General features: G+C 39.0%; 20 protein-coding genes. 18 read left to right on the top strand and 2 right to left on the bottom strand.

All coding sequences use genetic code 11. From position 1 onward, the window contains the following. Position 1 precedes the first annotated feature (1 nt). On the top strand, positions 2-628 hold the full coding sequence (gene pyrE, locus KI375_RS04935) for an orotate phosphoribosyltransferase (protein WP_212972439.1): 627 nt from the start codon (positions 2-4) through the stop codon (positions 626-628). A gap of 92 nt (positions 629-720) precedes the next feature. Here the strand turns inward: pyrE and KI375_RS04930 are convergent, their stop codons facing one another. After that, the gene (locus KI375_RS04930) at positions 721-2,424 is read right to left on the bottom strand and encodes an Rqc2 family fibronectin-binding protein (RefSeq protein WP_212972400.1); all 1,704 of its coding nucleotides are present in this window, start codon (positions 2,422-2,424) and stop codon (positions 721-723) included. Between the two features lie 282 nt (positions 2,425-2,706). Here KI375_RS04930 and KI375_RS04925 point away from each other — a divergent pair, with 282 nt between their 5' ends. The 14 genes from KI375_RS04925 to spoVM all read left to right on the top strand — a co-directional run bounded on the left by KI375_RS04925 (position 2,707) and on the right by spoVM (position 18,577). Continuing rightward, positions 2,707-5,376, top strand: a complete 2,670-nt coding sequence (locus tag KI375_RS04925) for a calcium-translocating P-type ATPase, SERCA-type (RefSeq protein ID WP_212972399.1) — start codon at positions 2,707-2,709, stop codon at positions 5,374-5,376. A 219-nt stretch (positions 5,377-5,595) separates the two neighbouring features. Beyond that, on the top strand, positions 5,596-5,859 hold the full coding sequence (gene remA, locus KI375_RS04920) for an extracellular matrix/biofilm regulator RemA (protein ID WP_207451840.1): 264 nt from the start codon (positions 5,596-5,598) through the stop codon (positions 5,857-5,859). 7 nt (positions 5,860-5,866) lie between these two features. Continuing rightward, a complete protein-coding gene (gene gmk / locus KI375_RS04915) occupies positions 5,867-6,484 on the top strand; it encodes a guanylate kinase (RefSeq protein WP_212972398.1) in 618 nt (205 codons plus the stop codon). Then, entirely contained in the window at positions 6,484-6,681 is a 198-nt protein-coding gene (gene rpoZ / locus KI375_RS04910; RefSeq protein ID WP_212972397.1) for a DNA-directed RNA polymerase subunit omega, read from the top strand. Before gmk ends, rpoZ begins: the two co-directional genes overlap by 1 nt. A 275-nt stretch (positions 6,682-6,956) precedes the next feature. After that, positions 6,957-8,165, top strand: a complete 1,209-nt coding sequence (gene coaBC, locus KI375_RS04905) for a bifunctional phosphopantothenoylcysteine decarboxylase/phosphopantothenate--cysteine ligase CoaBC (protein ID WP_212972396.1) — start codon at positions 6,957-6,959, stop codon at positions 8,163-8,165. After that, positions 8,162-10,564 carry a primosomal protein N' gene (priA, locus tag KI375_RS04900; RefSeq protein ID WP_212972395.1) on the top strand — a complete coding sequence of 801 codons (2,403 nt, stop codon included), beginning with the start codon at positions 8,162-8,164 and terminating at the stop codon, positions 10,562-10,564. Before coaBC ends, priA begins: the two co-directional genes overlap by 4 nt. A gap of 447 nt (positions 10,565-11,011) precedes the next feature. Beyond that, complete coding sequence (fmt, locus tag KI375_RS04895) at positions 11,012-11,965, top strand: methionyl-tRNA formyltransferase (protein ID WP_212972394.1); 954 nt, start codon at positions 11,012-11,014, stop codon at positions 11,963-11,965. Further along, positions 11,958-13,322, top strand: a complete 1,365-nt coding sequence (gene rsmB / locus KI375_RS04890; protein ID WP_212972393.1) for a 16S rRNA (cytosine(967)-C(5))-methyltransferase RsmB — start codon at positions 11,958-11,960, stop codon at positions 13,320-13,322. The genes fmt and rsmB overlap by 8 nt, the downstream gene beginning before the upstream one ends. A 34-nt stretch (positions 13,323-13,356) precedes the next feature. Then, complete coding sequence (locus KI375_RS04885) at positions 13,357-14,109, top strand: Stp1/IreP family PP2C-type Ser/Thr phosphatase (RefSeq protein ID WP_212972392.1); 753 nt, start codon at positions 13,357-13,359, stop codon at positions 14,107-14,109. Next, on the top strand, positions 14,109-16,157 hold the full coding sequence (gene pknB / locus KI375_RS04880; RefSeq protein WP_212972391.1) for a Stk1 family PASTA domain-containing Ser/Thr kinase: 2,049 nt from the start codon (positions 14,109-14,111) through the stop codon (positions 16,155-16,157). Before KI375_RS04885 ends, pknB begins: the two co-directional genes overlap by 1 nt. 54 nt (positions 16,158-16,211) lie before the next feature. After that, positions 16,212-17,093 (top strand): ribosome small subunit-dependent GTPase A, encoded by an 882-nt coding sequence (rsgA, locus tag KI375_RS04875; protein WP_212972390.1) that lies wholly within the window; start codon positions 16,212-16,214, stop codon positions 17,091-17,093. 1 nt (position 17,094) lies between these two features. Further along, positions 17,095-17,754, top strand: coding sequence for a ribulose-phosphate 3-epimerase (gene rpe / locus KI375_RS04870; RefSeq protein WP_212972438.1), 660 nt, complete (start codon positions 17,095-17,097; stop codon positions 17,752-17,754). Further along, positions 17,747-18,400 carry a thiamine diphosphokinase gene (locus KI375_RS04865; RefSeq protein WP_212972389.1) on the top strand — a complete coding sequence of 218 codons (654 nt, stop codon included), beginning with the start codon at positions 17,747-17,749 and terminating at the stop codon, positions 18,398-18,400. The genes rpe and KI375_RS04865 overlap by 8 nt, the downstream gene beginning before the upstream one ends. Before the next feature lie 96 nt (positions 18,401-18,496). After that, positions 18,497-18,577, top strand: coding sequence for a stage V sporulation protein SpoVM (gene spoVM / locus KI375_RS04860; RefSeq protein WP_062105115.1), 81 nt, complete (start codon positions 18,497-18,499; stop codon positions 18,575-18,577). A 200-nt stretch (positions 18,578-18,777) separates the two neighbouring features. On the opposite strand, the gene rpmB is transcribed toward spoVM, so the two are convergent. Continuing rightward, positions 18,778-18,966, bottom strand: coding sequence for a 50S ribosomal protein L28 (rpmB, locus tag KI375_RS04855; protein ID WP_212972388.1), 189 nt, complete (start codon positions 18,964-18,966; stop codon positions 18,778-18,780). Between the two features lie 285 nt (positions 18,967-19,251). Here rpmB and KI375_RS04850 point away from each other — a divergent pair, with 285 nt between their 5' ends. The 3 genes from KI375_RS04850 to recG all read left to right on the top strand — a co-directional run bounded on the left by KI375_RS04850 (position 19,252) and on the right by recG (position 23,646). Further along, the gene (locus tag KI375_RS04850) at positions 19,252-19,614 is read left to right on the top strand and encodes an Asp23/Gls24 family envelope stress response protein (protein ID WP_207451851.1); all 363 of its coding nucleotides are present in this window, start codon (positions 19,252-19,254) and stop codon (positions 19,612-19,614) included. Between the two features lie 18 nt (positions 19,615-19,632). Further along, positions 19,633-21,303 (top strand): DAK2 domain-containing protein, encoded by a 1,671-nt coding sequence (locus tag KI375_RS04845; RefSeq protein WP_212972387.1) that lies wholly within the window; start codon positions 19,633-19,635, stop codon positions 21,301-21,303. 294 nt (positions 21,304-21,597) lie between these two features. Continuing rightward, positions 21,598-23,646, top strand: a complete 2,049-nt coding sequence (gene recG / locus KI375_RS04840) for an ATP-dependent DNA helicase RecG (RefSeq protein WP_212972386.1) — start codon at positions 21,598-21,600, stop codon at positions 23,644-23,646. Positions 23,647-23,885: the final 239 nt, after the last annotated feature.

Genomic DNA, 23,885 nt, shown 5'->3' with positions numbered 1-23,885 from the left:
AATAGCAGAAAATATTGCGAAACAATTATTAGAGATTCAGGCGGTATCATTGAAGCCGCAAGATCCTTTTACATGGTCCTCTGGATTGAAGTCACCTATATACTGTGATAACCGTTTAACCCTGTCTTATCCTTCATTACGAAGAGAAATTGCAGGAGGACTATCACAATTAATTCAGCAGCATTTTCCTGAAGTAGAACTGGTTGCCGGTACAGCTACAGCTGGCATTCCTCATGCAGCCTGGGTTAGTGAGCAACTCAATTTACCAATGTGTTATGTCCGTTCTTCTGCTAAAAGCCATGGAAAAACCAATCAAATTGAAGGGAAAATTACAAAAGGGCAGAAAGTAGTCGTTGTAGAAGATTTAATCTCTACAGGGGGCAGCGCGATATCTGCAGCCCAGGCTCTTCAGGCAGAAGGTGTCGAGGTACTAGGGATTGTTTCAATCTTTACATATGAATTAGAAAAAGGGCAAAAAAGACTGGAAGAGGCTCAGTTAAAGGCTTACTCATTAACAGGCTATTCCACCTTAATACAAGTCGCTCTACACCAAGGTGTGATTGAAGAAAATGATCAAGTAACCCTTGAAAATTGGCGTAAACATCCTGAACAATGGCAGAAAAAATAATAAAAATCCTTTATAGGAATGCTCATCTCTGGAGCAACTCCTATAAAGGATTTTTTAATACCATTCGACATATTTTGGGTGATGCCAATCACCTACTTATGCATCTTTCTGACTTGATCTTCATTGGGTGTTACGTAGACGGTCTGTTGGTTGTCGTAAATGACAAATCCGGGCTTGGCCCCATTCGGCTTTTTGACGTGTCTGACTTTTGTAAAATCGACTGGGACGGAGGCTGAGTTTTTTGCTTTACTAAAATAGGCAGCAAGCATGGCCGCTTCCAAAATGATCGTTTCCTCAGGATTTTTATGTCGAATCACGACATGAGACCCAGGAATATCCTTCGTGTGTAACCAAATCTCATCTCTAGCCGCCATTTTACTCGTTAAATAATCATTTTGTTTATTATTTTTTCCTACAAAGATATCTGTTCCATCACTGGCTTGATAACGCTCAATGACAGGTTTAGCATTCGCCTTTTTTTTATTTTTCTTTTGCGACCGTATATAGCCTTCTTCTCCTAGTTCTTCTCGAATCTCTTCCAAATCATGAGGAGAAGCAGAGTCAAGCTGTTGAATTAAGCCATCAAAATATGCCATTTCCCGTTTTGTTTTTTCAATTTGCTCTTTTACAACTCGGACTGCGTTTTTCGCTTTTTGATATTTTGTAAAATACATTTGCGCATTTTCTGAAGGTGTTTTTCGCGGATCTAACAGAATTGTGACCTCTTGATAATCTTCATCATAATAGTTCGGGACAGAAATCTTCTTCATTCCTTTTTGTACCTGATGAAGATTGGCTGTTAATAACTCTCCAAGCAATTGATGTTGATCCGCATTTTCTGCATCTGCTAATGTTTTTGCTAATTTACCTAACTTCCCTTCGTTTTTTTCCCTTTCATTTTTCATCAATCTCTCTAAGTCATGAGCTTGCTGCTTTACGCGATCACGGTCCGCTTTCCCAAAATAATAACGATCTAGCATTTCACTCAGGGTGAAGAATTGTTTGGATTCCCCATCCAGCACTGTGAGAGGAAATAAATAAAACTCTTCTTTTTTCTTTGATATTGTAATACTAGGCTCGTATTGATGAGCGTTAAGCTTATTCATCATCGTTAAGAAAGCTTGTGGTACTGTTTCCCTATTCGCTAGTCCAGCTTGATGAATGATTTCTTTTGCAAGTATAGGAGAAACGCCAGAGAAAGCCCCAACCATCTGTTTGTCTAATTTACCTGCATTAAAATCAATTGTTCTTAATAGATCTTCCTGCGCAACTTCTAATGGATTTTGTTTGTTTTGTGCAGGTGGGAAAATATACTGAGCTCCAGGTAAAATCGTCCGATAGCTATTTAAAGCGGCAGGAATATGTTTGACACTATCCAGAATCATTTCTGTCTCTTCATCAACTAAAATGATATTACTATGCCTGCCCATAATTTCGATGATCAACTTTTTATAACGAACATCTCCCAGTTCGTCACGTCCTTTGATCTTTAACATAATAATTCGATCCATTTCAACCTGGCTTATCTCCTCAATAATGGCTCCTTCTAAATGTTTTCGCAAAATCATACAAAACATTGGTGGTTCTTGCGGATTTTCAAAGCTATCAGCGGTTACTTGAATCCTAGCATAGCTAGGATGGGAGGAAATAAGCAACTTATGATTTTTTCTAGCTGCTCTCACAATCATGACAATTTCATTTTTAAAAGGTTGGTGTATTTTACTTATCCTACCACCAACAAGTAGGGACGTTAATTCGGATACTATTGCACGTGTAAAAAAACCATCAAAAGGCATTACATAACAACCTCTTCCATTTTATATTCGAAACTTTTGTGCCTAGGTACGTGTTCAAAGAGAAGGTTAATATAAGAGGCGAGTTGGCTAAAGACGCTGACGCCAATCGCAAACGTTCGACACAGGGAGTGTATCCTTTTTCTTATAGTTTCCTTCTTACAGAACTTTTTGAACATCCTCTTAGATAAAATTATATCATGAAATCCACTTCTACTGAATAAGCATGCTAGTACATGGACAACTTCTGTATGTTAAGAGAAAGAGAGTGATGAGGTGAAGGGCATGCAGTTTTATGGGATGCAGGAAAAAGAAGTGGAAGAAGCTCTAAACACAAGTATTGAACAGGGACTAACGAATAAAGCGGTTGAAACAAAAAGAAAAAATTTCGGATGGAACGAATTATCTGAAGGGGAAAAGCAATCAGCGCTTCTATTATTTTTTAGTCAGTTCAAAGATTTTATGGTGCTTGTTTTGCTCGGCGCGACCCTTATCTCCGGGATTCTCGGTGAGTATATCGATGCGATTACCATTATGGCGATTGTTTTTCTAAACGGCATTTTAGGGTTTGTCCAAGAAAGAAAGGCAGAGAAATCGTTAGAAGCCTTAAAGAATCTTTCGGCCCCACAAGTTTCTGTATTGCGAGAAGGGCAATGGGCGAAAATCAATTCTAGAGATGTGGTACCTGGTGATATAATACGATTTTCGAGTGGTGATCGAATAGGTGCCGATTTGCGACTTCTTCAAGCGAATAATTTACAAATTGAGGAATCAGCTTTAACAGGAGAATCGATCCCTTCCACCAAACACACGGGAATCGTTCAAGATACGAATCCTAATCTTGGTGACCTCAATAATATGGCCTTTAAAGGTACATTGGTTACAAGTGGGAACGGGATGGGGATGGTGACGGCAACAGGTATGAAAACGGCAATGGGTGAAATTGCCGATATGATTCAAACCGCTACTGTAATGACCACTCCGTTGCAAAGACGTTTACAGCAATTAGGAAAATTATTAATTATGGTTGCTTTAGCTTTAACCTTGCTTGTAGTTGTTGTTGGAATTATACATGGGCATGATGTCTTTACCATGTTCTTAGCAGGAGTCTCGCTTGCTGTAGCAGCTATTCCTGAAGGGTTGCCTGCTATTGTGACAGTAGCCTTATCATTGGGTGTCCAAAGGATGATTCGAAAGAAAGCCATTGTACGCAAACTACCCGCTGTTGAGACATTAGGCTGCGCCTCCGTGATTTGTTCCGATAAAACAGGAACGATGACACAAAACAAAATGACTGTAACACGTATTTGGAGTGGGGGGAAAACGTACCAACTTGCTGGAGATGAGCATGATCAATTTTATTATAATGAGGAAAAGGTTAATTTAAGGAATGAAAAGTCGCTTAAACAATTATTAACATTCGGCGTTTTATGTAACCATGCGGAAGTGATGATGAAGGACGAAAAGATCATTGTGGATGGTGATCCCACAGAGGGAGCACTGCTAATATCTGCCTTAAAAGCAGATGTCCATCGTGAAACGTTATTAAAGCAATTTACGATTCAAAAAGAATATCCATTCGATTCCGCAAGAAAAATGATGAGTGTAATTGTCAAGGATGAAAACGGAAAGCAATTTGTGATCACAAAAGGCGCTCCGGATGTTTTAACTGGAAAATGTGAATCTATTTTATGGGAACAAAAAAAGAAATTGCTTAGTAGAGAGCTAGAAGAAGGGATTCAAGCAAGCGTGCAGCACCTTTCTGAGCAAGCATTACGAACAATTGCGATTGCTTTTAAACCATTTCATGGGAATGTTTATCCTCAAGATGAAAAGGAAATTGAAAAAGATTTAACCTTTATTGGCTTACAAGGCATGATTGATCCTCCGCGACCTGAAGTGAAAGCAGCAGTAGCGGAATGTAAGCAAGCGGGAATTAAGACGGTCATGATCACAGGGGATCATCGAGCAACAGCTTGTGCAATAGCGGAACAATTAGGGATTCTTGGAAAAAATGATTTAGTCATGGACGGGCAACAGCTAAGTCAACTAGAAGCTGAAGAATTAGAAAAAGTGGTGGAAAATGTGGCCGTTTTTGCCCGTGTCACTCCAGAACATAAATTGAAAATTGTCAAAGCTTTACAGAGCAATGGACATATTGTGGCAATGACCGGTGATGGGATCAATGATGCACCTGCGATTAAGTCAGCTGACATAGGCATCGCGATGGGCATTACCGGAACAGATGTGGCGAAAGAAGCGTCTTCGTTAATATTAATGGACGATAATTTCACAACGATCAAGTCAGCCATTCATGAAGGAAGAAATATTTACGAAAATATTCGGAAGTTTATTCGCTATTTGTTAGCATCGAATGTAGGAGAAATCCTTGTTATGCTTTTTGCGATGTTGATGTCCATGCCTCTCCCTCTTCTGCCGATACAAATATTATGGGTGAACTTAGTGACAGATGGGTTACCGGCAATGGCGTTAGGTTTAGATCAACCAGAGGAGAATGTCATGAAAAGGAAGCCCCGGCCCGTTAATGAAGGGGTATTTGCAAGAAAATTAGGCTGGAAAATTCTCTCGCGGGGATTTTTGATCGGAGTCTCAACCCTTATTGCATTTATGATCGTTTATCAACGCGACCCAGCAAATCTCGCTTATGCACAAACCGTTGCATTCGCTACCTTAATCATGGCACAGCTTATTCATGTATTTGATTGTCGAAGTGAGGTATCTGTTTTTTCAAGAAATCCTTTTGAAAATAAATATTTAGTATTATCTGTGCTTTCTTCCTTTGTTCTGACTGTCTGCGTCATTTATATTCCTGCTTTACAGCCGATTTTTCATACTGTTCCGATTGCAGGAATAGACTGGCTTCTCATCACAGTCATGAGTGCTTTACCAACTTTTTTACTCGCTGGAAGTTTTATTATAAGAAAAAAGAAATAAATTGTGATATACTTTTAAAAGTAATAGACAAAGCTCTATTACTTTTTTTATCCCGAATCAATTGGCAGTAAGGTCGCACTTCAAGCAATAGAGGAGAAGCAAGATAATAAGTGGGGGATGAAAGCCCCCACTCTTGAATTTTCACTATATTCAAGACAGTACCTATACATAAATGTATATAAATGTATAAAAAAACCGATAGTTGACTGGAGGAGCATTATGCAAACGAAGCTTTTAAATATTGGCTTTGGGAATATTGTCTCAGCCAATCGAATTATTTCGATTGTTAGGCCTGAGTCAGCTCCAATAAAGCGTATCATTCAGGATGCACGAGATCGAGCCACCTTGATTGATGCTACTTATGGGAGAAGAACCAGGGCAGTAATTATTATGGACAGTGAACATGTGATTCTTTCGGCTGTTCAGCCTGAAACCGTAGCTCAACGGTTGTTTGGCGGTAAGGATGAGAATGAAGAAGGGTAGGAACAAAATGAAAGAAAAGGGGTTATTGATTGTTCTTTCCGGTCCGTCAGGGGTTGGAAAAGGCACAGTAAGAAAAGCAGTATTTTCGCGTCCCGATGCTCAATTTGAGTATTCGATTTCGGCCACGACTAGATCTCCTCGTGAAGGCGAAATAGATGGTGTAGATTACTTCTTTAAGAGCAAGGAAGAATTTAAACAGATGATTCAAAATGGAAAACTCTTGGAATATGCTGAATATGTAGGGAATTATTATGGTACGCCTTTAGATTATGTGAATGAAACATTAAACTCTGGAAAAGATGTTTTTCTAGAGATAGAAGTTCAAGGAGCCAGGCAAGTACGCGATAAAATTCCAGATGGTTTATTTATATTTTTAATGCCTCCAAGTTTGAATGAACTTCAAAGTAGGATTGTCGGGAGAGGCACTGAATCAGTGGACTTAATTCATAATCGTATGGAAGCAGCTCGCCATGAAATTGAATTAATGAGTTTATATGATTATATTGTTGAAAACGATGATGTAGAAAAAGCGGTAGATCGTATTAACGCAATTGTTCAAGCCGAACATTATAGAAGTGAGCGCATTGCCGGAAAGTATATAAAAATGTTGGAGGTTGGGAAATAATGTTATATCCATCTATTGATAAGTTGTTAAATGTGATTGATTCTAAATATTCTCTTGTAACGGTTTCTGCCAGCAGGGCCCGTCGCTTACAAGAGGAATCGAACCCACTTATGGAGAATTACAAATCACATAAATTTGTTGGAAAAGCTCTAGAGGAACTTTATGCGGGAGAATTAGAAGTAAAAGGTGCAAATTAAATTTTATCCTGCCTTAACTGGCTGTAAGCCCTCCGCTTCAAGCATTCGTGGAGGATCAACAGCCAGTAAAAGCTAGATTTATTCAGGCCGACAGGATGTCGCGAATTTAGCATTTCCTGAAATCAGTGGGGGATGAAGCCCCCACTGATAAAGTTTCACTTTATGTGGCCTTCTTAGTACAGACAACCTATAGGAACTATGGGTTGTCTTTTCTGTTTTGGATCGACATAATAGAGATAATTCAAATCGTAAAAATGTAAATGGGGATGTATGAAATGAAGAATAAAAATATTTTATTAGGTGTCACAGGTGGTATTGCTTGCTACAAGGCAGCTGCATTAACAAGCAAGCTTGTTCAATCGGGTTACTCTGTTAAAGTAATGATGACAAAATCGGCTACAAATTTTGTATCACCCCTAACGTTTCAAGCCTTATCTCGAAATGAAGTTTACACAGATACCTTTGTTGAAAATAATCCTGAGGTGATTGCACACATTGATCTAGCGGATTGGGCAGATTTATGTTTAGTAGCACCTGCCACAGCAAATATGATCGCAAAATTAGCCCATGGACTAGCAGATGATATGGTTTCTACAACATTACTTGCCACGACAGCTCCTGTCTGGATTGCACCAGCGATGAATGTACATATGTATCAGCATCCAGCTGTGAAAAAAAATATTCAGCTCTTAAATGAATTTGGGCATCGCTTTATTGAACCTGGTGATGGATATCTAGCTTGTGGTTATGTTGGAAAGGGAAGATTAGAAGAACCTGAAACGATTGTGGCGCATATTGAACAGTATTTTACAAAGCCATACCAGCCCCTTAAGGGAAAAAAAATCCTGATTACTGCAGGACCCACAAAGGAAAAAATTGATCCAGTTCGTTATTTAACGAATCACTCTTCTGGGAAAATGGGCTACGCGTTAGCGGAAGAGGCAGAGAAAATGGGGGCAGATGTGATCTTAATTTCTGGTCCAAGCACTTTATCTGTACCAAATGGTGTTAATTTTATCTCGATTGAGACGGCGAAGGAAATGTATGATCATGTGTTAAACTATTTCCCTACGGCTGATATTGTGATCAAAAGTGCGGCTGTAGCAGATTATCGCCCAAAACAAACTTCTCGGCAAAAAATAAAGAAAAAAGACGATAATCTCATTGTTGAATTTGAAAGAACAATCGATATATTAATGGAATTAGGTAAACAGAAAGAGCATCAATATCTTGTTGGTTTTGCGGCTGAAACGGAAAACCTCGAAGAACATGCTTTAGGCAAACTGGAAAGAAAGAATGCAGATATGATCATCGCCAATGATATTACGGCAAAAGGCGCAGGTTTTTCAGCAGATACGAATATTGTCACGATTGTACAAAAAAATCAAGGACCTAAGAAGTTACCTTTACTAAGTAAAAATGAAACGGCAAGACGAATCTTAGATGAAATTGTCAACAATCTAGCAAAGGAAGATCAAAAATGATTGCAGAAGTCATTGTTGATGTTCCATCACTTGGAACAGATAAGGTCTTTGATTATTTAATACCCGAAAAGTGGCTGAGTGTAGTAGAACCTGGAATGAGGGTGGCTGTTCCATTTGGACCTCGACTGATCCAGGGGTTTGTAATGGCTGTGAAAACGGAAAGTAACTTTAAGAAGCTTAAAGAAGTGAAAGAGTTATTGGATCTAACACCTGCTCTAAATAAAGAATTGCTAGAATTGGGACAGTGGATGGCAAATGAAACACTTTCGTTTAAAATATCTGCCTTTCACGCGATGTTGCCCGCGGCGATGAAAGCAAAATATGAAAAGTATATCCGGCGAACTGACTTAGAAGCTGATCCCGAATTAGACTCGCTTTTTTTGGACCAAGAAGAAATCACGTGGAAAGAAGCCGAGCGCAGGGACATCCTCCACATATTACGTGAGCAAGTTAATCAGGGCAATGCCGAAGTGATTTATGATATAAAAGACCGTGCTAAAAAAAAGACGGTGCATATTTATACTACAAATTACAGTGAAAATGATTTGATTGCTCAGCAAAATGAAATAAGAGCGAATGCAACAGCACAGAGGAACCTCATCTTGTTTCTATTAAAGCACCCGAAAGAGAACTTTACTGGACAACAATTAACGGAATTAAGCGGTACTTCTTCTACGGCGATTCAAGCCTTTGTAAAAAAAGGTATACTGCAAAAAAGTCAGGATGAAGTATATCGAGATCCATTTGCCGGTAAAGAATTCGAGCGTACCTTACCATTGGCCTTGACAGAGGAACAAAAAAAGGCGATTACTCCTGTTTTATCCCGAATTGAAACAAATGAGTATCAAACATTCTTGTTATACGGTGTAACAGGCAGTGGAAAGACGGAAATTTATTTACAATCAATTCAAAAAGTACTTGAAAAGGGAAAAGAAGCGATTGTTTTAGTACCAGAAATATCTTTAACCCCGCAAATGGTTGACCGCTTCAAGGGTAGATTCGGGGATGATGTCGCTGTTCTTCATAGTGGCTTGTCAATGGGTGAAAAATATGATGAATGGCGCAAGATCGAAAGAAAAGAAGCCAAGGTAGTGGTTGGTGCGCGTTCTGCCATTTTTGCTCCCTTGGAAAATATCGGGATTATTATCATTGATGAAGAACATGAAACAAGTTATAAGCAAGAAGAGCAACCTCGTTATCATGCTCGTGATGTGGCGATTAAAAGGGCAAAACATTATCAATGTCCGGTTATTTTGGGGAGTGCAACACCTTCACTGGAATCTTTCGCTAGAGCGCAAAAAGGCGTATATCATTTAGTAACGTTGTCGAAACGGATGAATGAAAAGGCACTGCCAGCTGTTTCGATTGTCGATATGCGTGAGGAAATGAGAAATGGTAATCGATCAATGTTTTCTGTAGAGCTATTTGAAAAATTAAAGGATCGTTTAGATAAACAGGAACAAACGATTCTATTTTTAAACCGCAGAGGACATTCATCCTTCTTGCTTTGTCGTGATTGTGGATATGTGATGCAGTGTCCGCATTGTGATATTTCCTTGACCTTCCATCGATTTTCGAATGAGATGAAATGCCATTATTGTGGCTTTACAACAGGCGTTCCACAAAAATGTCCTGAGTGTGAAAGTGAGCATATTCGTTATTTTGGAACAGGGACTCAGAAGGTGGAGGAAGAATTGAATAAAGTGTTGCCTGAGGCGCGCATTATTCGCATGGATGTTGATACAACCTCAAGAAAAGGGGCACATGAAAGGCTGCTTGACCAATTTAAATCAGGGAAAGCAGATATTTTATTGGGGACACAAATGATTGCAAAAGGCTTAGATTTTCCTAATATTACCCTTGTTGGTGTATTAAGTGCAGATACAATGTTGCATTTGCCTGATTTCAGAGCTGCAGAAAAGACGTTTCAATTACTTACACAAGTAAGTGGCAGGGCAGGGAGACATGAATTAACAGGAGAGGTCGTTATCCAAACGTATACACCTGATCATTATAGTGTGGAGCTAGCAGGACAGCAAAACTATGATCATTTCTATCAGCAAGAAATGATTCTTCGAAAAATGGGTTCCTATCCGCCATTTTTTTATTTATCATTAGTGACAGTCAGTCACGAGGATTTAATGAAGGTGATTGCTGTAACAGAAAAGATGGCGAATTTTATTCGCGCTAATCTCTCTGAGCAAGCGGTCATATTAGGACCTGCATCCTCTCCCATTCCCCGAATCAATGATAGATATCGTTACCAATGTTTGATAAAATACAAACATGAACCAAAATTAATACCAACATTAAAAAAACTATTAGAACATTATCAACAACAATACAACAAAGAAGGTTTGACAATTTCAATCGATGTTAACCCTTATAATGTAATGTGACAAAGAAAAGCGCAAGCGCCTGTTCAGCGACGTACAAATTTGGTTGATAAGGATGAACGGCTAAGGGCGCGCCGTCCTGGCGCAACGCCGTTCTGACCACCATCCTGCTGGCCTGAGATAAAGGAAACACGGCGAAGAATGAGCCGATGTTGACTTATCGTAGGAAGAAGACGTAAATTTGCTAGTCGCTAGGCGCTGGAGCTAGACAAAAAGAAAAGCGCAGGCGACTGTCTAGCTGTGTACAAACTTTTTAGGGGCCTGACGAGATAAAGGAAACACCATGAGCTTGAAAAGCGAATGGATGTTGACTTATCGTAGGAAGGCACCGAAAGTTTGCTAGCAGCTAGGAGCCGGAGCTAGACAAAGAAAAGCTTGAACTAAGTGAGCTTTGTCCTACTCCACACCAGTGATTCTAAAAAAGATAAGTGTCAGAAAGTAGTGAGAAAGATGACAAGAATTGTTTTCATGGGAACACCTGATTTTTCGGTCCCGGTTTTAAAAAAATTAGTAGATGATCAATATGATGTTGTAGGGGTTGTAACACAACCCGATCGTCCAGTTGGACGGAAGAAAAAGTTAACGGCTCCGCCCGTTAAACTAGAGGCGGAACGTTACGGCATTCCTGTTTTACAACCAGAGAAGGTTCGTGATGCTTCTGAAGTGAAGAAAATTCTAGATTTAAAACCTGATCTATTAGTAACCGCTGCTTACGGACAAATACTTCCTGAATCATTATTAGAAGGGCCAAAATTTGGTTGTATTAATGTACATGCCTCTTTATTACCTGAATTAAGAGGTGGGGCGCCCATCCATTACGCATTACTACAGGGAAAAGAAAAAACAGGTATTACGATTATGTATATGGTGAAACAATTAGATGCTGGGGATATTCTTACACAGGTTGAAGTACCAATTGCAGAAAATGATGATGTTGGAAGTTTACATAATAAATTAAGTTTAGCTGGAGCGCAATTGCTTTCCGAGACGATTCCTGATTTATTAGCGGGGAAAATAAATCCAGTCCCACAAGATCATCAATTTGCTACTTTTGCGTCAAACATTAAAAGAGAACAAGAAAAAATTAATTGGAATGAACCAGGCGAGACGATTTATAATCAAATCAGAGGGCTTAGTCCATGGCCTGTAGCTTATACGATTTGGTTAGGGAAGACATTAAAAATATGGCGAGCAAAAAAAGTAGAAATTTCTAAGCCATCTTCTCCTGGAACGATTGTACAATTAGAAAAAAATAGTTTCACTGTTGCGACCAATAATAGAATGGGAATAAAAATACTCGAGGTACAACCTGCAGGTAAAAAGAAAATGACAAGTGAACAGTTTTTACATGGAACAGGCTCGACAATCAAACTCGGAGATCGATTGGGGCAAGATAATGAATAAAAAGAAAAAATCGGTCCGAGAAGCCGCGCTTCATATACTGGAATTGATTGATAAACAGCAATCTTACAGTAATTTATTATTAAATCAAGTCATTCAAAAAGAAAACATAACAGGTCCTAATGTCGGATTGCTTACTGAGTTGGTTTATGGAACCATTCAACGTAAACAAACTTTAGATTATTATTTGCAACCTTTTTTGCGCAAACAACCTGACAGCTGGGTGTTAAATTTACTGCGTCTATCGATATATCAAATGGTATATCTAGATAAAATTCCTGATCGAGCGATTTTATTTGAAGCTGTTGAAATCGCAAAAAAACGTGGACATAAAGGGATTTCTAGTTTCGCAAATGGGATTCTTAGACAGGTGCAAAGACAAGGTGTACCGTCCCTTGCTGACATTGTTGATCCGATCGAACAGCTTTCAGTTGAGACAAGCCATCCTTTATGGTTAGTACAAAGATGGAATAAGCAGTTTGGGTGGGAAAAAACAAAAGCAATGTGTGAATATAATCTTTTACCACCTGTTCAAACAGCTAGGGTTAATACAGTAAGGACGACAGTGCAAGAGGTAATTCCTCTATTAAAGGAAGAAGGGTTTGAAGTTCAATCAAGTCCGATTATTCCTGAAGGCCTGAGGGTCCTAAGAGGAAATATTGCTCATTCGAAAGTATATAAAGCAGGTTTGATTAGTATCCAAGATGAGAGTTCTATGGCTGTTGCCTATGCTTTGGAATTATCCCCAGATTTCGCAGTTCTTGACGCTTGTGCCGCACCAGGGGGAAAAACGGGCCATATTGCCGAAAAACTACAAGGGACTGGAAAGGTTGTGGCACTTGATCTCCATGCTCATAAAGTAAAACTAATAAATGAAAATGCGAAACGTCTGGGTCTTCAAAATATTGAGGCTAGAGTGATGGATAGTAGGACAGCAAGTCAAGCCTTACAAGCTGAATCCTTCGATCGTGTTTTGGTCGATGCTCCTTGTTCTGGTTTAGGTGTTTTACGACGTAAACCTGATATAAAATATTCAAAAACAATCCAAGATATTGCTGCATTGAGTCAAGTTCAATTAGAAATTTTAAATGAATCCGCAAAATTACTAAAAGAGAATGGCCTACTGATCTATAGTACTTGTACAGTTGATCTTGAAGAAAATCTAGAGACTGTGAATGAATTTTTACGGCAGCATGAACACTTCACACCACATGACATTCATTTACCTAATAATTTAGCTCATCTAGTTGATCCAAAAGCGAATAAACTGCAAATTTTCCCACAGGATTTCGGCGGAGATGGCTTTTTTATCGCTGCTTTTAAAAAAGAAGGATCAGGAACAGATGATTCGAACCCTTAAGGATAAGCGAGAAGCTTAAAGAGGAGAAGAGAATATGGATGCAATTTTTAAAACAGATCAGGGAAAAATACGAAAGCATAATGAAGATAGTGGCGGAATTTTTTTGAATTCCGATAATCATTATCTTGCTGTTGTCGCAGATGGAATGGGTGGACATAATGCTGGAGAAGTAGCTAGTGAAATAGCTGTGTCAAGCTTAGGGAAACTTTGGAAAAACACGGCAAGCTTTCCTTCACCTGAAGAGACTGCGAAGTGGGTTCGTGTACAAGTAGAAAATGTGAATAAAAAAATCTTTGAACATGCGCAGCTGCATCCTGAATGCGAGGGAATGGGAACCACTTTGGTAGCGGCATTGTGTGGAGATGGCTTTGTGACAATCGTCAATATCGGGGATAGTCGTTGCTATTTATACAATGAAAATGGCTTTAAACAATTAACGGAAGATCATTCACTTGTAAATGAACTTGTGAAAGCAGGAGAAATTTCGGAAGAAGATGCAGAATTTCATCCTAGAAAAAATATGTTGCTAAAAGCAATGGGAACGGAATTAGAGACAGATATGGATATTTTAACTATTACACTTGAAGAAAATGATAAACTGTTACTTTGTTCGGATGGACTATCCAACAAGCTTTCAATAGCTGAGATGGAGGAAATTCTTGACAATGAAATGGAGCTTGACCTGAAGGCAAATAAACTAATTGATTTAGCCAATCATTACGGTGGAGAAGATAATATTTCCGTTGCCATTATAGAAGCACAAGCTGAAAGCAGGTGCAAGGATTAATGTTAATAGGAAGAAGAGTCAGCGGCCGTTATAAGGTGATCCGATTAATCGGCGGGGGCGGTATGGCCAATGTTTATTTGGCTCATGATATGATTCTTGATCGTGATGTGGCAATTAAAATATTACGTTTAGATTTTGCGAATGAAGATGAATTTATTCGTCGCTTTCAGAGAGAAGCACAATCAGCGACAAGCTTAACCCACGAAAATATCGTTAGTATCTATGATGTGGGAGAAGAAGATGATATCTATTATATTGTCATGGAATTTGTCGATGGAATGACGTTAAAAGAATATATTCAAAGCTATCATCCGATTGACATCGAAAAAACAATTGATATCATGAAGCAATTAACTTCGGCTGTTGCCCATGCCCATCAGAATCATATTGTACACAGAGATATAAAACCGCAAAATATATTAATTGACCATAATGGTCATGTGATGATTACGGATTTCGGTATCGCGATGGCCTTAAGTGCGACGTCAATTACACAGACCAATGCCGTGTTAGGATCCGTTCATTACTTATCACCAGAACAAGCAAGAGGCGGAATGGCGACAAAAAAATCGGATATTTATTCCTTAGGGATTGTCATGTTCGAACTTTTAACAGGGCGTTTGCCATTTTTTGGAGAATCTGCCATCTCGATAGCATTAAAGCATTTGCAATCTGATACTCCATCTCCAAGACGTTGGGACCCAGCGATTCCACAAAGTGTTGAAAACATTGTTTTAAAAGCAACAGCCAAAGATCCCTTCCAGCGTTATGACAGCGCGGAGGAAATGGGTAGTAATATAGATACTGCTCTGGATCCTGCTCGGGAAAATGAACCTAAGTTTACGATCCCTGAAGATCATGAAGCCACAAAGGCGATTCCTATTATCTCGGAAGATGATCTTACGAATATGAACAACAAAACGATTCCACATCAAAAAAATGGACAAACAACAATTGCTGCAAACCCTGATACAAAAAAGAGTCCAAAAAAGAAAAAACGCAAAAAATGGCCATGGATTGTAGGGAGTATTACAGCTTTATTGATATTACTCCTTGTATTTTTGATGTTTATTTTACCAGCGATTCGTGACGCCCAGACAATTAATATCCCTGATGTAAAGGGAGAAGAATACGATAATGCTGTCTCCATGCTTGAAGAGCAAGGGTTACAAATCGGTAAGAAGGAGGAGCTTGCCGATGAAGAAATACCTGAAGGAGCAGTCATTAAAACGAACCCGAAAGCAGGCAAGTCTGTAAAAAAAGGCAATACTGTGGATATATATGTAAGTACAGGGAAAGAGAAAGTACCTTTTGCTGATTATACTAGCCAATCCCTTGAAGATGTGAAAGTGATATTGAAAGAGCTTGGATTTAATGTGGAGGAAATTCAGGTAGAAGAAGAATTTGATGAGTCAGAATCTGGAACAATCTTAGAACAAAAGCCTAGTCCAAACACAGAAGTGATACCGGATGAAGAGACCATTAGCTTTGTTGTCAGTAAAGGTCAGGAGAAAATTACACTGAAAGATTTATCTGGTAATAACCGCAAGGGCTTAGAGGATTACGAAGATTCAAGTGGATTAGATATTGATATGTCTGCTGAGGAGTATAATGATTCTGTGCCGGAAGGACTTGTTATATCACAAGATCCTGAAGAGGGGACAGAACTTTCTAAAGGGGATAAGGTAAAGGTCGTTATTTCAAAAGGCCCAGAGGAAATCCCGTTTCAAGAGGTCACAGTAGAAATTCCAATTCCTTATGATCCTGAAGCGAATGAAGAAAACAATGACGAAGGGCAGGAGGAGGAAGAGGGGCAAGAAGAAAATCCAGAAGAAAAGCCAGAAGATGAGAATCCGGAGCAGGAAATAAAAATATTAATTCAAGATATGGATAATAATATGTCGGTTCCAGCTGATACCTTTACTATTAAAGAATCGGTGGTAAAAGAAGTAACGTTTAGGATACAAAAAGATACCACAGCTAGTTATAAGGTAATGCGGGGGAATACAGTGATTAAAGAAGATGATGTACCTTATCCTGGAGACTAAAATTCGTGATTTTGCTCGACTTCTTGAAGATCTTAAAATGAAAGGACAGGTGACATGACGGAAGGAATCATTATAAAAGCTTTAAGTGGATTTTATTATGTTGAAGACAATGGGGAAGTGATTCAATGCCGGGGGAGAGGGGTTTTTAGAAAAAATAAAATTACCCCCCTTGTTGGAGATCATGTTGTATATCAAGCTGAAAATGATAAAGAAGGATATATAATGGAAGTCAAACCAAGGAAGAATGAATTGATTCGGCCACAGGTAGCGAATATTGATCAAGCCTTCCTCGTTTTTTCTGCGAAAGAACCGGAGTTTAATCCGGTTCTACTTGATCGCTTCCTTGTCTTGATTGAGTTTCATCAGATTATTCCTGTTATTTGCATAACGAAGACGGATCTTTTGCAAGAAGCGGAATTTAGAATGCTGCAAGAGCGCCTTGCAGTTTATGAACGAGTCGGATATAAAGTGGTTTTTTTATCCTCTCATACGACAGAAGGTATTGAACAATTTCGTTCTATGATTGGGAGTCATACGAGTGTTTTTGCCGGGCAATCGGGAGTCGGGAAAACCTCGTTGTTAAATGCTTTGGACCCTGATTTGGAATTGGAAACAAATGAGATCTCGACACACCTAGGGCGAGGTAAGCATACAACAAGGCATGTGGAGCTCATTCCAATCGATCATGGTTTCATTGCTGATACACCTGGATTTAGCTCATTGGAGTTTAATGAGCTAGCAACTGAAGATTTAGCTTGGACCTTTCCGGAAATAAGAGTAGAAGGGCAAGCCTGTAAATTCCGTGGCTGTTCCCATGAAAAGGAACCAAAATGTGCGGTAAAATCTGCAGTAGAGACAGGTATTATCGACGGTAGTCGCTATCAACATTATCTGCAATTTTTAGGGGAAATTAAAGAGAGAAAGCCGAGGTATTAATATTATGAAAATTGCACCCTCCATCTTATCGGCGGATTTTACGAATTTAGGAGAAGAAATTAGAGAAGTAGAGGCAGCAGGGGCTGACTATATTCATATAGATATCATGGACGGTCATTTTGTACCCAATATTACGATGGGACCTTTCATTGTAGATGCCGTTAAGACAGTAACGAATTTACCATTAGATGTTCATTTAATGATTGAACATCCAGAACAATATATCCATGAATTTGCCCAAGCGGGAGCAGATTTCATTACCGTACATGTTGAAGCTGACAAACATATTCACCGAACTCTGCAAGCAATTAGACAATTAGGTGTGAAATCTGGTGTTGTACTAAATCCTGCCACACCTGTGTCTATGATTGAAAATATCTTGGAAGAAATCGATATGGTTTTATTAATGACGGTGAACCCTGGCTTTGGGGGTCAGGCCTTTATTGAAGCAGTATTGCCCAAGATCAGGGAAGTAAAAAACATGATCCAAGCTAAAAATTTAGATATTGATATTGAAGTAGATGGCGGGATTGACACGAAAACGGTAAAAATGTGTAAGGATGCAGGAGCAAATGTTTTTGTAGCAGGTTCAGCCATTTTCGGGGTTACGGATCGAAAAATCGCCATTCAAGAAATTCGTTCCAGTATTGGAAATGAATAAAAAAAGCATAAATATTGTGGCTGGGGGCCCTCCGCAACTCATACCTGACCTAACCTTATATAATGATGAACATACGGTTTGGGTTGGGGTGGATCGTGGCGTTTATTATTTATTAAAACATAAGCTCAATCCAACCATCGCAATTGGTGATTTTGACTCTGTCTCTGCTGAAGAATGGAAGACTATTCAACAAAGTGTGAATGAATTGGACATTCATCAGCCAGAAAAAGATGAAACTGACATGGAATTAGCCTTAATATGGGCGACCAGTCAGACTCCTGCGAGTATTAAAATTTTTGGGGCAACTGGGGGAAGATTGGATCATTTTTTAGCTAATGCGTTTATGTTAGTGAAGTATCAACAGCCTCATTCAAAACCGATTGAGATCATTGACCTGCAAAATGAATTAACAGTTTTTTATCCTGGACAGTATCAAATCAATAGTAATAAAAATAAAAAATATATTTCTTTCATTCCATTGACCAAGGAAGTCGACAGCCTATTCCTAACCGGTTTTAAATATCCACTTGTTAATCAAAATATCCATTTTGCTTCGTCCTTATGTATAAGCAATGAACTTATACAAAAAACTGGTACTTTTTCATTTGAAAAAGGCATATTAATGATGATAAGAAGTAATGATTAAGAGATAGCCTTATTAAAAGGCAAGTACTTATCTATAAACATTGTATATAATGATTAAGAGTAAATGTGGGTATTTTCTAGGTTAGGAGGGAATGAAGTGAGATTTTATACGATTAAGCTTCCAAGATTTTTGGGTGGAATTGTAAGGGCCATGCTAGGTGCCTTTAAAAAGGGGTAAGCCGCTGACCCTTATAGATGGGATAATCTGCAAAAGTAAATCGAAAACAAAAAAGCGTCCATTATGGGCGCCTTTTTTGTTGCTTAGGAATTTATAAAATTCTAGCTTGAGGATATGTTACGGTAAATGTCTAGCTCAAGGCGCCACCTATGAAGACATGCGAACGCTTGTCAAAGGTAGCGGCGCCTTACGCTTTTCTTTTATACACGTTCAACTTTACCGGATTTAAGTGCTCGCGTAGAAACCCAAACACGTTTAGGTTTACCATCTACAAGGATTCTTACCTTTTGAAGATTCGCTTTCCAAGTACGTTTATTCGCATTCATTGCGTGTGAACGTCTATTTCCAGATTTTGTTTTACGACCTGTTACGACACATTGTTTTGCCATTTTGTATTCCCTCCTGTCACTGAAGTCAAACTATTGCTTCGTTCATTCCTTCAAAATTCCTCAGACACTTAAATAATTTACCATAGATATATGTTGATTGCAATCATTCTTATTAGTTGTAAAGTGGCGAAGCTTTAATTTTTTAATCTTAGATATTCAAAACAAGCAATACTTTAAAAAAAGCTGACAGTATAGTAAAATATTCTTATCTATGTTATGAGTGCGTTATAATTAGAGTGTAATTGTAAGCTGTGGAGGATTTCGACCAATTAAGGAGGAATATGCATGTCCATAGAATTGAAAAATAACTACGGTCATATTGATATATCCAATGAAGTAATCGCAATTACTGCGGGTGGAGCTGCGATTGATTGTTATGGGATTGTCGGAATGGCTTCCAAGAATCAAATTAAAGATGGTCTGACTGATATTTTACGAAAAGAAAATTTCACTCGTGGAATCATTGTCCGCCAGGAGGAAGATGCTCTACACATAGATATGTATATTATTGTGAGTTATGGAACGAAAATATCTGAAGTCGCTCATAATGTACAATCCAAAGTGAAATATACACTTGAACAGACAATAGGAGTTGCCGCTGACACGGTTAATATTTATGTTCAAGGCGTCCGTGTAGTGAACCCGTAATGGAGGAGGAAAAAATTAGTGTCTATACAATCATTGGATGGAAATCAATTTGCTGAAATGATCATAAAAGGAGCCAACCATTTAGGAGCTAATGCTCAAATGGTCGATGCATTAAATGTTTTTCCAGTACCTGATGGCGATACGGGAACAAACATGAATCTTTCTATGACTTCTGGTTCAAAAGAAGTCCAAAAAAATAAACAGGCTCATATTGGAAAAGTCGCCATGGCCTTATCGAAAGGTCTATTAATGGGAGCTCGTGGGAATTCAGGAGTGATTTTATCTCAGCTTTTTCGCGGGTTCGCTAAAGATATTGAACAAAAATCTGTTTTACATGCAAGTGAATTTGCGAACGCTTTTGAGGCTGGAGTCAAAACTGCTTATAAAGCTGTGATGAAACCAGTAGAGGGAACTATATTGACTGTTGCGAAGGATTCTGCTCAAAAGGCAATCGAATCCGCTAAATCGGAAAATGACATTATTGTCATTATGGAAGCCGTTTTAAATGAGGCAAGAGCTTCCTTGGAGAGGACTCCTGATTTATTACCAGTTTTGAAAGAAGTTGGCGTTGTCGATAGTGGTGGGCAAGGATTAGTTTGTGTATATGAAGGTTTTTTAGCCGCTTTAAAGGGGGAAGCCTTACCAGACAGACCTGTCCTTGAACCAAGTATGGATGAGCTTGTGAATGCACAGCATCATCAAAGTGTACAAGGTTTTCTACATACAGACGAAATTGTTTACGGCTATTGTACTGAATTTATGGTGAAGTTTGATGAGCAGAAAAAGAAATTCTCGGAACAAGCTTTTCAAGAAGATTTAAGTCACTATGGTGATTCTCTCCTTGTCATCTCAGATGATGATGTAGTAAAAGTTCATATCCACTCTGAAAAACCGGGAGACGTTCTCAGCTATGGACAAAAGTATGGCAGTCTAATCAATATGAAGATTGAAAATATGCGTGAGCAGCATAGTTCAATTTTAGAACAAGATCAACAACAGCATAGAGGAACCAATCCAGCTCAACAGGAGAAACAAGCTTATGCTATGATCGCTGTTTCGATGGGGGAAGGAATTGCCGAACTATTTAACAGTCTAGGTGTTGAAAAGGTCATCGAAGGCGGCCAAACGATGAATCCTAGTACAGAGGATATTGTTAAAGCAATTCAATCTACCCATGCGGAAAAGGTTCTCTTACTTCCAAATAATAAAAATATTATTATGGCGGCTGAGCAAGCTGCAGAAGTAGTGGAAGAATCCGTCTATGTTGTTCCTACAAAAACTGTTCCTCAAGGCTTAGCGGCTGTTCTGGCCTTTAATCCTACACTTGCACTTGAGCAAAATGGGGAAGGGATGAGTGAAGCTGCAAAAGAGGTTAAAACAGGGCAAATTACGTATGCGGTTCGCGATACAGTCATCGATGGTTTGTCAATTCAAAAAGATGATTATATGGGAATTAATGACGGAGACATTGTCGAAGCCAATCAAGACTTAAAGAGCACAGTAAAAAATCTTCTTCAGCATATGCTTGATGAAGATTCCGAAATCCTGACGATTCTATATGGAGTAGATACGGATGCGAGCGAAGTGGACCAGCTAGTAGAGGATCTTAATGATCAATATCCAGATCTTGAAATAGAAGTACATGATGGAAAACAACCACTTTATCCTTATATCTTTTCTGTGGAATAATCACCCAAGATCATATAATTGTTATAGAAAGGAAGGGGAAACCCTTCCTTTTTCTATCAAGGAAAAATATAGAATAGATAGAAGTGAGTGTTCAAAAAGGAACAAGTCGATTAAAAACGCTGACGTCTTGTCAGCAACACGACACTCGTACATCTTGTACTTCGAAAGTTCGAGGCGGCAGGATGGACTGACTTCTCCGTTGCTCACAGCACGTGAGCGGTTTAGTAGAAGATCTATTATCGAAGTGTCAATTTTTTGAACCCCTCTAGAAGTCATATTCGGGAGTGTAAAAAGGTGAATAGTTTGCTTGAAGGATCAACAACATTATTAAACGGCATTGGGGAGGAAACGGCTGAAGCTCTCTCTGAAATGGGAATTGATACCATTAATGATTTATTCAATTACCTCCCCTATCGCTATGAAGATGTCAGATTACGTGATTTAAATGAAGTGGCTCATGATGAGAAAATAACCATCGAGGGAAAGGTGCATAGTGAGCCAGCGATTGTGTATTATGGCAGGAAGAGAAATCGACTAGTGATTCATTTACTTATCGATCAATATTTAGTAAAGGCTGTCTTTTTTAATCGAGCATTTTTAAAAAGAAAGATATCGATTGGAGATACAGTCATTGTGTCTGGTAAGTGGGATAAACATCGCATGACGATAACTGGACAGGAGATTCAGATCAATCCCGCAGACCATACAAACGACTTTGCACCGATCTATCCATTAAAAGGATCAATGACAATTAAGGCTTTGCAAAGATTTATGGAACAAGCTTTTAAAGAATATGGGGAGGCTATTAATGAGACCTTACCTGAAACGCTTGTAAAAAAATATAAATTACCAAGTCGAAAACTAGCTCTGAGAAAAATTCATTTTCCACAAAGCCTTTCTGAAGTAAAGGAAGCCAGACGCCGCCTTATTTATGAGGAATTTTTCTTTTTTCAACTAAGGCTTCAGGCTTTTCGTCAATTGAAAAGGGAAGCGTCTACCGGGCTCTCTCAACACTATCAGCTCCAACAATTAAAGGCATTTATCCAATCTCTCCCTTTTGAATTAACCAATGCCCAAAAAAAAGTAGTCAATGAAATTTGCAGGGATTTAAAATCATCATACCGGATGAATCGTTTATTACAAGGGGATGTCGGTTCAGGTAAAACTGTTGTAGCAGCTATCGGACTTTATGCTAGTGTAACAGCTGGTTATCAATGTGCATTGATGGTGCCAACAGAAATTTTAGCAGAGCAACATTTTACCTCCTTAGCAAAACTATTCGAACAAACGGACGTGACGATCGAATTATTAACAAGCTCAGTAAAAGGTAAAAGGCGGGAAGAAATCCTTGGCAAATTGGCTAACGGCGAGATTGATATTTTGATTGGAACACATGCACTTATTCAGCAGGATGTCATTTTCGCGAAATTAGGCTTAGTTATTACAGATGAACAGCATCGTTTTGGGGTTGAGCAACGGAGAATTTTACGTGAAAAAGGTGAAACACCTGATGTATTATTCATGACAGCAACACCCATTCCTCGAACCTTAGCCATCACTGTCTTTGGAGAAATGGATGTTTCAGTTATCAATGAAATGCCATCAGGGAGAAAACAGGTCGAAACCTACTGGGTGAAACATAATAGTATTGATCGTGTTTTTGAATTTATTGATAAAGAATTAGTGAAGGGAAGGCAAGCTTATATGATTTGCCCTCTTATTGAAGAATCGGACAAGCTTGATGTTCAAAATGCTATTGATGTATATGAGGTGCTATCGCAATATTTTCAGGAGAAATACCAAGTCGGGCTCATGCATGGGAAATTACCAGCAAAAGAAAAGGATGCCGTGATGCGATCCTTTAGTGAAAATCAAATTCAATTACTCGTTTCGACAACAGTAGTAGAGGTTGGAGTCAATGTCCCTAATGCCTCGTTAATGGTGATTTATGATGCTGAACGTTTTGGCCTTTCCCAGCTGCATCAGCTTCGCGGAAGAGTAGGCAGAGGGAGCGAGCAATCATACTGTATCCTATTAGCAGATCCTAAGTCAGATAACGGAAAAGAACGGATGAGAATCATGACTGAAACTACAGATGGATTTGTATTAAGCGAGAGAGATTTAGAGTTGCGTGGTCCAGGTGATTTTTTTGGAAAGAAACAAAGTGGGTTACCTGAGTTTAAAATTGCGGATATGGTTCATGATTACCGCGCTTTAGAAGCAGCTCGCAACGATACGGTTACTTTATTGGAACAGGATGACTTTTGGCAAAGTCCCGAATATGCATCATTACGAGATTATTTAGCAAGGACAGATGTTTTAAATGGTGAAAAATTGGATTGAGAACAAAAAGTACAAGCGCTTTGATCTAGAAAGAAAGGCTTGCCCTGTCGTTGTGTCTCACGAATACACCCTGTAGGTTGCAATGTCAATAGACTCGTTCCTGCGGGCCTATTGACGATGGCCGCCATCGACTGCAACATCACGCCAGTTATCCACACAAAAGTGCAGGGCGCTCCTTTAGGGACAGAACCCGATGAATCTTCACGAGTTATAACCCACATTCAGTAGCCAGCGTAAAG

The sequence above is a fragment of the Bacillus sp. J14TS2 genome (assembly GCF_018333015.1).
Lineage (GTDB): Bacteria > Bacillota > Bacilli > Bacillales > Bacillaceae_C > Lederbergia.
The sequence above is the reverse complement of the archived record's forward strand: the minus strand, read 5'-3'. Positions and strand labels throughout refer to the sequence as shown.

Excerpts from the sequence above, each read along its gene's own strand:
- pknB (WP_212972391.1), top strand. The coding sequence starts at position 14,109 with ATGTTAATAGGAAGAAGAGTCAGCGGCCGTTATAAGGTGATCCGATTA.
- gmk (WP_212972398.1), top strand. The coding sequence starts at position 5,867 with ATGAAAGAAAAGGGGTTATTGATTGTTCTTTCCGGTCCGTCAGGGGTT.
- coaBC (WP_212972396.1), top strand. The coding sequence starts at position 6,957 with ATGAAGAATAAAAATATTTTATTAGGTGTCACAGGTGGTATTGCTTGC.
- KI375_RS04865 (WP_212972389.1), top strand. The coding sequence starts at position 17,747 with ATGAATAAAAAAAGCATAAATATTGTGGCTGGGGGCCCTCCGCAACTC.
- remA (WP_207451840.1), top strand. The coding sequence starts at position 5,596 with ATGCAAACGAAGCTTTTAAATATTGGCTTTGGGAATATTGTCTCAGCC.
- priA (WP_212972395.1), top strand. The coding sequence starts at position 8,162 with ATGATTGCAGAAGTCATTGTTGATGTTCCATCACTTGGAACAGATAAG.
- rsgA (WP_212972390.1), top strand. The coding sequence starts at position 16,212 with ATGACGGAAGGAATCATTATAAAAGCTTTAAGTGGATTTTATTATGTT.
- rsmB (WP_212972393.1), top strand. The coding sequence starts at position 11,958 with ATGAATAAAAAGAAAAAATCGGTCCGAGAAGCCGCGCTTCATATACTG.
- fmt (WP_212972394.1), top strand. The coding sequence starts at position 11,012 with ATGACAAGAATTGTTTTCATGGGAACACCTGATTTTTCGGTCCCGGTT.
- rpmB (WP_212972388.1), bottom strand. The coding sequence starts at position 18,966 with ATGGCAAAACAATGTGTCGTAACAGGTCGTAAAACAAAATCTGGAAAT.
- KI375_RS04930 (WP_212972400.1), bottom strand. The coding sequence starts at position 2,424 with ATGCCTTTTGATGGTTTTTTTACACGTGCAATAGTATCCGAATTAACG.
- KI375_RS04850 (WP_207451851.1), top strand. The coding sequence starts at position 19,252 with ATGTCCATAGAATTGAAAAATAACTACGGTCATATTGATATATCCAAT.
- KI375_RS04925 (WP_212972399.1), top strand. The coding sequence starts at position 2,707 with ATGCAGTTTTATGGGATGCAGGAAAAAGAAGTGGAAGAAGCTCTAAAC.
- KI375_RS04885 (WP_212972392.1), top strand. The coding sequence starts at position 13,357 with ATGGATGCAATTTTTAAAACAGATCAGGGAAAAATACGAAAGCATAAT.
- rpoZ (WP_212972397.1), top strand. The coding sequence starts at position 6,484 with ATGTTATATCCATCTATTGATAAGTTGTTAAATGTGATTGATTCTAAA.